General features: G+C 67.8%; 8 protein-coding genes and 1 pseudogene. 6 read left to right on the top strand and 3 right to left on the bottom strand.

Annotated elements, in window-relative coordinates; genetic code table 11:
• From I73_RS26345 to I73_RS06280, 6 genes and pseudogenes are all read left to right on the top strand, one after another.
• A pseudogene (locus I73_RS26345) lies at positions 1-805 on the top strand (serine/threonine protein kinase); the annotation flags it as partial.
• A 31-nt stretch (positions 806-836) separates the two neighbouring features.
• A complete protein-coding gene (locus I73_RS06300) occupies positions 837-1,751 on the top strand; it encodes a PP2C family serine/threonine-protein phosphatase (RefSeq protein WP_022979837.1) in 915 nt (304 codons plus the stop codon).
• A gap of 74 nt (positions 1,752-1,825) precedes the next feature.
• Complete coding sequence (gene rph, locus I73_RS06295) at positions 1,826-2,569, top strand: ribonuclease PH (RefSeq protein WP_022979836.1); 744 nt, start codon at positions 1,826-1,828, stop codon at positions 2,567-2,569.
• A gap of 10 nt (positions 2,570-2,579) precedes the next feature.
• Positions 2,580-3,224 (top strand): non-canonical purine NTP pyrophosphatase, encoded by a 645-nt coding sequence (locus I73_RS06290; protein WP_022979835.1) that lies wholly within the window; start codon positions 2,580-2,582, stop codon positions 3,222-3,224.
• Between the two features lie 14 nt (positions 3,225-3,238).
• Positions 3,239-4,471 carry a radical SAM family heme chaperone HemW gene (hemW, locus tag I73_RS06285; protein WP_022979834.1) on the top strand — a complete coding sequence of 411 codons (1,233 nt, stop codon included), beginning with the start codon at positions 3,239-3,241 and terminating at the stop codon, positions 4,469-4,471.
• 21 nt (positions 4,472-4,492) lie between these two features.
• Positions 4,493-5,839, top strand: a complete 1,347-nt coding sequence (locus I73_RS06280) for a glutamine synthetase family protein (protein WP_022979833.1) — start codon at positions 4,493-4,495, stop codon at positions 5,837-5,839.
• A gap of 19 nt (positions 5,840-5,858) precedes the next feature.
• Here the strand turns inward: I73_RS06280 and I73_RS06275 are convergent, their stop codons facing one another.
• The 3 genes from I73_RS06275 to I73_RS06265 are packed head-to-tail and all read right to left on the bottom strand — an operon-like array spanning position 5,859 to position 8,597.
• Positions 5,859-6,989, bottom strand: coding sequence for a chemotaxis response regulator protein-glutamate methylesterase (locus I73_RS06275; protein WP_022979832.1), 1,131 nt, complete (start codon positions 6,987-6,989; stop codon positions 5,859-5,861).
• A 35-nt stretch (positions 6,990-7,024) separates the two neighbouring features.
• Complete coding sequence (gene cheD, locus I73_RS06270; RefSeq protein WP_022979831.1) at positions 7,025-7,711, bottom strand: chemoreceptor glutamine deamidase CheD; 687 nt, start codon at positions 7,709-7,711, stop codon at positions 7,025-7,027.
• Positions 7,712-7,724: 13 nt separating this feature from the next.
• A complete protein-coding gene (locus I73_RS06265) occupies positions 7,725-8,597 on the bottom strand; it encodes a CheR family methyltransferase (protein ID WP_022979830.1) in 873 nt (290 codons plus the stop codon).
• Between the last annotated feature and the right edge of the window lie 153 nt (positions 8,598-8,750).

The following is an 8,750-nucleotide window of genomic DNA, read 5'->3' as shown; positions in this document are numbered from 1 at the left end:
AGCGAGCGCCCGCGAAACTGATTCCTCGCGTGAACCCGAGAAGCAGCCGCTGTACAGGCTGGGTCTCAAGAGCTTCTTCGAAGAAGGCCGCTCGCTCGCGCAGATCAGCCACCCCAGCGTGGTGTCGGTGCTGAACTTCTTCCGCGAGAACGAAACCGTCTACATGGTGATGAACTACCTGCAGGGCGACACCCTGCAGGATTTCATCGTCACCGCCCGCGACTTGAAGCGCGACAAGGTCTTCCGCGAATCGACCATCCGCTCGCTGTTCGACGAGATCCTGCGCGGGCTGCGCATCGTGCACCAGCACAAGATGCTGCACCTGGACATCAAGCCGGCCAACATCTTCATCACCAACGACAACAAGGCGGTGCTGCTGGATTTCGGCGCCGCGCGCGAGGTGCTGAGCAAGGAAGGCAACTTCATCCGGCCGATGTACACGCCGGGCTTTGCCGCGCCCGAGATGTACCGGCGTGATGGCTCGCTGGGCCCCTGGACCGACATCTACGCCATCGGCGCCTGCATCTACGCCTGCATGCAGGGTTACCCGCCCAATGACGCCCCGCAGCGCATCGAGAAAGACCGCCTGCAGCTCTCGCTCTCCCGCATGCGCAACGTCTATTCCGACAACCTGATCGAGGTGACCGAATGGTGCATGTCGCTCGATCCGCTGTCCCGCCCGCAAAGCGTGTTCGCGCTGCAGAAGGAGCTCTCGCGCGAAACCGAGCGGCGCTACACCTCGCTGGGCTTCACCGAGCGCTTGAAGCTGCAGATCGAGAACCTCAAGTCCGGCAGCCGCGCCTGAGCGCTGCCATCTTCAGAGCACAGGTCCCGTGATGAGGTTTTCCGTCTACCAGATCAGCCGCAAGGGCGGCCGTGAGAAGAACGAGGACAGGATGGGCTACTGCTACACGCGGGAGTCCGGCCTGTTCGCCCTGGCCGACGGCATGGGCGGTCACCCCGAAGGCGAAGTGGCTTCGCAGCTGGCCCTGCAGACGCTGGCCGCAGCCTTCCAGCGCGAGGCCAAGCCGGCGCTGAAGAACCCGATCCGCTTCCTGCAGGAGGCCATCCTGGCCGGGCACCACCAGCTGCTGCGCTACGCCACCGAGCGGGCCCTGGTGGACACGCCCCGCACCACCGTCGTGGCCTGTGTGCTGCAGGGCAAGTCGGCCTACTGGGCGCACTGTGGCGATTCCCGTCTGTACCTGGTGCGCAAGGGGCAGTTGCACGCCCGCACGCGCGACCACTCCTACATCGAGCTGCAGGAAAGCCTCTCGCACGTGGTGCCCATCGATGCGCGCTTCAACCGCTCGGTGCTCTTCACCTGCATGGGCAGCCCCGGCAAGCCGGTGGTGGACACGGTCGGCCCCGTGCCGCTGTTGCCCGGTGATCGGATCATCGTCTGCTCCGACGGCCTGTGGAGCAGCGTCTCGGACGAGGTCATCGTCGAGATGCTGACCGACCGGCCACTGCAGGACGCCGTGCCGGACCTGGTGGAGGAAGCCCTGCGCAACGGCGGGCCGCACTCCGACAACGTGACGCTGCTGGGCGTGGAGTGGGAGGCCGTCGAGGACGCCGACTCCACCGTGGGCATTTCCACCCGCACCCTGGGCGAGGATGTCTTCGCCTCGACCATCCAGGCCTCCATCAGCGACAGCGGTGCGGCCGACCTGGACGAGGCCGAGATCGAGCGCTCGATCCGCGAGATCAACGAGGCCATTCGCCGGTCCTCGCGCAAGCCGGGCAACTGATCCGGCATTCCCCGATCCCTTCACGGCCGCCTCGCCCGCAGGCGGCCGTTGTTCTTGAAAGCGATGCGAATCCGATGAGCTACGAACGAACCCAGGGCCGTGCTGCCCATGCCCTGCGCCCGGTGCGCATCACCCGCGGCTTCACCCGCCACGCCGAGGGCTCGGTGCTGATCGAGTTCGGCCAGACCCGCGTGCTGTGCACCGCCTCGGTCGAGGAGAAGGTGCCCCCGCACAAGAAGGGCAGCGGCGAGGGCTGGGTGACGGCCGAGTACGGCATGCTGCCGCGCGCCACCCACACCCGCAGCGCCCGCGAGGCCGCCAAGGGCAAGCAGACGGGCCGCACCCAGGAGATCCAGCGCCTGATCGGTCGCTCGCTGCGGGCGGTGTTCGATTTGGCCGCGCTGGGCGAGCGCACCATCACGCTGGACTGCGATGTGCTGCAGGCCGATGGCGGCACCCGCACCGCGGCCATCACCGGTGCCTTCGTGGCCGCGCAGGACGCGGTGCAGCGCCTGCTGGACCAGGGGCTGCTGAAGGCCTCGCCCATCCGTGACCATGTGGCGGCCATCTCGGTGGGCATCGTCGAAGGCACACCGCTGCTGGACCTGGAATACGTCGAGGATTCGGCCTGCGACACCGACATGAACGTGGTGATGACCGGCGCCGGCGGCTTTGTCGAAGTCCAGGGCACGGCCGAGGGCGCGCCTTTCACCCGCGGCGAGATGGACCAGTTGCTGGCCCTGGCCACCGCGGGCATCACCGAGCTGGTGGGGCTGCAGAAGGCGGCGCTGGCCCAGTCGCTGCCTCGGGGCGAATGAGGGGGATGGCATGAGTGCGCCGCTGCGTCTGGTGCTGGCCTCCAACAACGCCAAGAAGCTCAAGGAGCTGGGCGCTCTGTTCGGCCCGCTGCCCATCGAGCTGGTGACCCAAGGTTCGCTGGGTGTGAGCGAGGCCGAAGAGCCCCACATCACCTTCATTGAGAACGCGCTGGCCAAGGCCCGCCATGCCGCCCAGGCCACCGGCCTGCCGGCCATCGCCGACGATTCCGGCCTGTGCGTGGATGCCCTGGGTGGCGCGCCCGGCGTGCAGAGCGCGGTGTTCGCGCCCGTGGAGGTGGATCCTGCCCTGGACCGGGAGGCCCAGCGTCGACGGCAGGATCAGGCCAACAACACCCTGCTGCTGCAGCGTCTGCACAGTGTGACCGACCGGCGTGCCGCCTTCGTCTGCACCCTGGTGGCCGTGCGCTCGGCCACCGACCCGGAGCCGCTCATCGCCTTCGGCCGTTGGGGCGGCGAGATCCTGGCGGCGCCGCAGGGGCAGGGCGGCTTCGGCTATGACCCGCTGATGTTCATTCCCGCCTTCGGCAGCACGGTGGCCGAGCTGCCGGCGGAGACCAAGAACGCGCACAGCCACCGCGCCCTGGCCGCGGCGCAGATGGTCGAGCGCCTGCGTGGCGATTGGCATCTGGCCTGATGGCGTCTGGCCGCATGACCGATAGCCCTGACCACCCGGCCGAGCACAGCGCGCTGTCGCTGCCCGATCGCTATCTGCGCCCAGGCACGCTGCAGTTGGGGGCGCCGCCGCCGCTGTCGGTCTATGTGCACCTGCCCTGGTGCCTGCAGAAGTGCCCCTATTGCGACTTCAACTCGCATGCCGTCACGCCGGGCGAGATGCCCGAGGCACGTTACCTGGATGCCCTGCGCGCCGATCTGGAGGCCAGCCTGCCGCTGGTCTGGGGCCGCAGCGTGCACAGCGTCTTTCTGGGCGGTGGCACGCCCAGCCTGTTTTCGCCCGAGGGCATTGCCCGCCTGCTCAGCGAGCTGCGCACCCTGCTGCCGCTGCTGCCCGGCTGCGAGGTCACGCTGGAGGCCAATCCCGGCACCTTCGAAGCCGCGCGCTTCAGGGCCTTCCGCGAGGCGGGCGTCACGCGCCTGTCCATCGGCGTGCAGAGCTTCGACGACACCCAACTCAAGGCCCTGGGGCGGGTGCACGACCGCCGACAGGCCCTGGCGGCGGCCGAACTGGCGGCCGAGGTGTTCGACACCTTCAACCTGGACCTGATGTACGCCCTGCCTGGGCAGCACATGGACGGGCTGGAGACGGATCTGCGCACGGCGCTGTCCTTCGCGCCACCGCACCTGTCGCTCTACCACCTGACGCTGGAGCCCAACACCGCCTTTGCGCTCAAGCCCCCGGTGCTGCCCGACGAGGACCTCAGCGCGGAGATGCTGGATCGCCTGGTCGAGCTCACCGCGGCCGCCGGGCTGGAGCGCTATGAGGTCTCTGCCTATGCGCGGCCGGGTCACCGCTGCACCCATAACCTGAACTACTGGCAGTTTGGCGATTACCTCGGCCTGGGCGCGGGCGCCCATGGCAAGCTGAGCTTTCCGCACCGGGTGTTGCGCCAGGTGAAGTGGCGCGAGCCGGCGGCCTACATGCGTGAAGCCCTGGCGGGCAAGGCGGTGTCCAATGAGCAGGAGGTGGCTCGCAAGGCGCTGCCCTTCGAGTTCATGCTCAACGCGCTGCGCCTGCGCGAGGGTTTCGAACTCGGTCTGTTCGGTGAGCGCACAGGCCTCCCCCCCTCGGCGCTGACCGCGCCTGTCGATCAGGCTGTGGCACGTGGGCTGCTAGAGCGTCTGGAGACGCCGCAAGGCCCCGTGCTGCGGCCCACCGCCCGGGGCTTCGACTTCCTGAGTGATCTGCAAGAACTTTTCCTCTGAGACTACGAGCCGGACCTGACCATGAGCCACCACCCCGCCGCTGCTGACCTCCTGCAACGCTTCAGCCAGGAGGGGGTGCGGGACGTGGAGTGCCTGTTTCCCGATGTCTCGGGTTATCCGCGCGGCAAGCTGATGCCGGCGGCTTCCTTCGCCCGCGGGCAAGAACTGCGCATGGCCCAGGCCATTCCGATGCAGTGCGTCACGGGGGCGTATTCCTACGACCCGATCTTCCCGGACGAGGACCCGGATGTGCGCCTGGTACCCGACCTGGCCACGCTGCGGCGTTCGCCCTGGGCCAGCGTGCCGCGCTACCTGGCCGTGCACGACTGCGTGGAACTCAATGGCGAGCTCTGTGCCTTCGCGCCGCGCTCGGTGCTCAAGCAGGTTCTGGCGCGTTATGCCGCACAGGGCTTGTCGCCGGTCGTGGCGCCCGAGATCGAGTTCTACCTCACCGAGGCCTGCACCGACCCGACCCAAGCCTTGCGGCCGCCCACGGGACGTGCGGGGCAGGTCGAGGTGGGGCAGTCCGCCTTCAGCATGAACCTGCTCAACGCCCTGGCGCCGTTCTGGGATGAGTTCCAGGCCGCGCTGGACACGCTGGGCATTGCCGCCGACACCTGGATCCACGAGGTGGGCTGCAGCCAGTACGAGATCAACCTGCTGCACGGCGACGCGCTGCAGGTGGCGGACCAGGCCTTTCTCTTCAAGTACGCGGCCAAGGAGATTGCGCTGCACCATGGCATGAACGCGGTGTTCATGGCCAAGCCCATCGCGGGCGAGGCAGGCAGCAGCATGCATCTGCACCAGAGTGTGGTCGATGCCCAGGGACACAACATCTTCAGCGACGAAGCGGGCCAGGCCACGCCGGCCTTCGCGCACTACATCGGCGGGCTGCAGACCTATCTGCCGGACCTGGTGCTGGTGTTCGCCCCCTTCGTCAACTCCTACCGGCGTTATGTGAGCGGCAGCCAGGCGCCGATCAACCTGCAGTGGGGAGAGGACAACCGCACCGCCGGCCTGCGTGTTCCCTGCAGCGCGCCAGAGGCCCGCCGGGTGGAGAACCGCCTGGCCGGGGCCGACGCCAACCCCTACCTGGCCATCGCTGCCTCACTGGCCTCGGGTTTGGCCGGGATGCAGGAGCGGCTCGCGCCGACGGCTCCCCTGGTGGGGGATGGTTACCAGCAGGCCCATGAACTGCCGCAGACTTTCATGTCGGCCCATGAGCGCCTGCGCCACAGCGCCAACGCCCCCCGTCTGTTGGGGACGGACTTCGTCCGGGCCTATCTGGCCGTGAAGCAGCTTGAGCATGATCACTATCAGGCGGAGATCTCGGCCTGGGAGCGACGCTACTTGGTGGCGCAGGCCTGAAGGCGCTGCGCCCTCGGGTTCACACCCGGTGCAGCAGCGCGCCGTGGGTCTGGCGCAGCTTGTCCATCAGGTGCGGTGCGATCTGCGTGAGCGGCAGCACCTCATGGGCTGCGCCGGCCTCGATGGCCTCGCGCGGCATGCCGAACACGACGCAGCTGGCCTCGTCCTGGCAGTAGTTGTACGCCCCTGCGTCGCGCATCATCCGCATCGCCTTGGCGCCATCGGCGCCCATGCCGGTCAGCATGATGCCGAAGGCGTTGGGGCCGGCCACCCGGGCTGCCGACTCGAACAGCACCTCGACCGAGGGCTTGTGCCGGTTCACCGGTTCGCCGTCGCGCACGCGGGCGATGTAATTGGCCCCTGACCGCTCCACGCTCAGGTGCAGACCGCCCGGGGCGATGTAGGCGTGACCGGGCAGGATCCGTTCACCGTCCACCGCCTCCTTGACCCGGATGCGGCACAGGCCATCCAGCCGGGCGGCGTAGCTGCGGGTGAAGCCCGGCGGCATGTGCTGGGTGATGACCACGGCCGGTGCGTCGGGCGGCAGGCCCAGCAGCACCTCCTTGGTGGCTTCGGTGCCGCCGGTGGAGGCACCGATGAAAATGATCTTCTCGGTGGAGATCCGGCCCAGTCCGGAGGTGGGCGCCGGGCGCGCAACCCCGCCTGCCACCGCGGAGGAAGCGACCGCCGCCACGGCACCACCGGCCGCGGCGGGCCGCGCAGGCGCTGGCGGGGCCAGGCGCTTGATGTGGGCCTTGGCCGCGATGCGGACCTTGTCGGTGATCTCCTCGCCGAGTTGCTTGAGCCCGTCGGCGATGCCGATCTTGGGCTTGGCCACGAAGTCGATGGCCCCCAGCTCCAGGGCCTTGAGGGTAACCTCGGCGCCCCGTTCGGTCAGGGTGGAGACCATCACCACCGGCATCGGGCGCAGGCGCATCAGCTTGGACAGGAAGTCGATGCCGTCCATGCGCGGCATCTCCACGTCCAGCGTGATGACGTCCGGATTGAGGTTGCGGATCATCTCTCGCGCGGCAAAGGGATCGGCCGCTGCGCCGATGCATTCCATGTCCGGCTGGTGGTTGATGATTTCGCTCAGCAGGCTGCGCACCAGGGCGGAATCGTCCACCACCACCACGCGTGTCTTGGCCATGTTGTCGGTCCTCCGTAATCTTGTCGGTGTGGGGGTCAGAACAGGTCGATCGAGCCGCCGCCGGTGGTGGCGGGGGCGGCGCGCTGGGCTGCCAGGCGATCCTGGGCCACCAGGGCGTCGGCGCTGGCCGGGGCCAGGCGTTTGACCATGGCCTTGCCGCTGGCCGGCAGGAAGCAGACCTTGCGGGGGTAGATGTCCAGCACATCCTTGGAAACGATGGGGATGCGCTCGGTAGCCAGGAAGTCGGTGACGAACTTGGTGTTGCGCTCGCCGACGTTGATGGTGTTCATGCCGCTGATCACGGCGCCGCCGCCGAAGATCTTGGCTTCCATCGTCATCCGCGAGGCGCCGCGTTTCATCATCTCGTTGATCAGCAGTTCCATGGCGTAGCTGCCGTAGCGGCCCGAGTCCCCCGAGCCTTCCGGCAGCATGAAGTGGTTCATGCCGCCCACGCGCGCGTTGCGGTCCCACAGGCAGGCGGCAATGCAGGAGCCCAGCGTGGTCATGACGAGGATGTCCTCGTTGTCCACGTAGTACTCGCCCGGCAGCACCTTCACCGCTTCGTTCTTGAAGTGGGCGTCGTAGAAGAAGAAGGAGGCCTCGCCCGCTTTGCGGGGCTGGGCCTTCAGGCGCTCCAGGCGGGCCGTGCGGTTGGACAGCACCGCCGGGTTGGGCATGGGCGGTGCTGCCGTGCGCAGCGAGGGACTTGGCAGGGTGGCCATGGATGGGCTCCGTTCAGACGCGCTGGTAGATGGTTTTGCCGCGCAGGACGAACCAGTCCCGGGCGTCGGTGAAGTTCTCGGAATGGCCGACGAAAAGCAGTCCGCCCGGGCGCATCACCCCATGGATGCGGTGCAGCACGGTGCGCTGGGTGTCGTGATCGAAATAGATCATCACGTTGCGGCAGAACACCATGTCGAAGGGCTCGCCCATGGACCAGTTCGGAGTCATCAGGTTGAAAGGCCGGAAATCGATCATCTTGGCCAGTTCCGGCTTGATGCGGATGAAGCCCGAGTTGGCGCCGGTGCCGCGCAGGAAATGGCGCTTCAGGCGTTCCGGGGACAAACCCCGGGCATCGGCGGCATACACGCCGCGGCGGGCGGTGGACAGCACCTTGGTGTCGATGTCGCTGGCCACCAGCCGGGCCCCGCAATGCTCGCCCAGCACCTCGGCCAGCACCATGGCGATCGAGTAAGGCTCCTCCCCCGTGGAGGACGCCGCGCACCAGATGCGCGGCGGCTTGCCCTTGAAGCCCTTGAGGGCCTCGGCCAGGGCCTGGAAGTGGTGCTCCTCCCGGAAGAAGGAGGTCAGGTTGGTGGTCAGGCTGTTGACGAACTGCTGCCATTCCTGATCGCCAGCGGGGCCGCTCACGCCCTCGAGCCACTGCAGATAGTCTTTGAAGCTGCGGTGGCCCGTCTCGCGCAGGCGGCGTGAGAGTCGGCTGTAGACCATGGCCCGTTTGCCATCGTGCAGGCTGATGCCGGCACGCTGGTAGATGAGCTTGCGCACCCGGTCGAAGTCGGCCGGGCCGAAACTGAACTCGTGGTCGATCGCGTCATCGTCGGAGACCGGGGCGAGTGCGCGCGTGGCGTCAAGGGAGGCAGTCATGAAGGATTCAGGGCTGGCGGACGGACCGACGGGGTGAACTCAGAACAGGCAGGCTGGCGACAGGCGCGGCGCACTGCCCGGCATTTCGGTGTCTGCAATGTTGCGAAGTCCACGGTGTCATGAGGTGTGAAGTTGAGGGGGCTTCACCACGCT

Origin of the sequence: Ideonella sp. B508-1 (assembly GCF_000333615.1) — a bacterium.
GTDB lineage: Bacteria > Pseudomonadota > Gammaproteobacteria > Burkholderiales > Burkholderiaceae_C > Ideonella.
The sequence above is the reverse complement of the archived record's forward strand: the minus strand, read 5'-3'. Positions and strand labels throughout refer to the sequence as shown.

Bases quoted from the DNA above. Each gene is read 5' to 3' on its own strand.
- I73_RS06300 (WP_022979837.1), top strand. From the start codon at position 837: ATGAGGTTTTCCGTCTACCAGATCAGCCGCAAGGGCGGCCGTGAGAAG.
- rph (WP_022979836.1), top strand. From the start codon at position 1,826: ATGAGCTACGAACGAACCCAGGGCCGTGCTGCCCATGCCCTGCGCCCG.
- I73_RS06290 (WP_022979835.1), top strand. From the start codon at position 2,580: ATGAGTGCGCCGCTGCGTCTGGTGCTGGCCTCCAACAACGCCAAGAAG.
- hemW (WP_022979834.1), top strand. From the start codon at position 3,239: ATGACCGATAGCCCTGACCACCCGGCCGAGCACAGCGCGCTGTCGCTG.
- I73_RS06280 (WP_022979833.1), top strand. From the start codon at position 4,493: ATGAGCCACCACCCCGCCGCTGCTGACCTCCTGCAACGCTTCAGCCAG.
- I73_RS06275 (WP_022979832.1), bottom strand. From the start codon at position 6,989: ATGGCCAAGACACGCGTGGTGGTGGTGGACGATTCCGCCCTGGTGCGC.
- cheD (WP_022979831.1), bottom strand. From the start codon at position 7,711: ATGGCCACCCTGCCAAGTCCCTCGCTGCGCACGGCAGCACCGCCCATG.
- I73_RS06265 (WP_022979830.1), bottom strand. From the start codon at position 8,597: ATGACTGCCTCCCTTGACGCCACGCGCGCACTCGCCCCGGTCTCCGAC.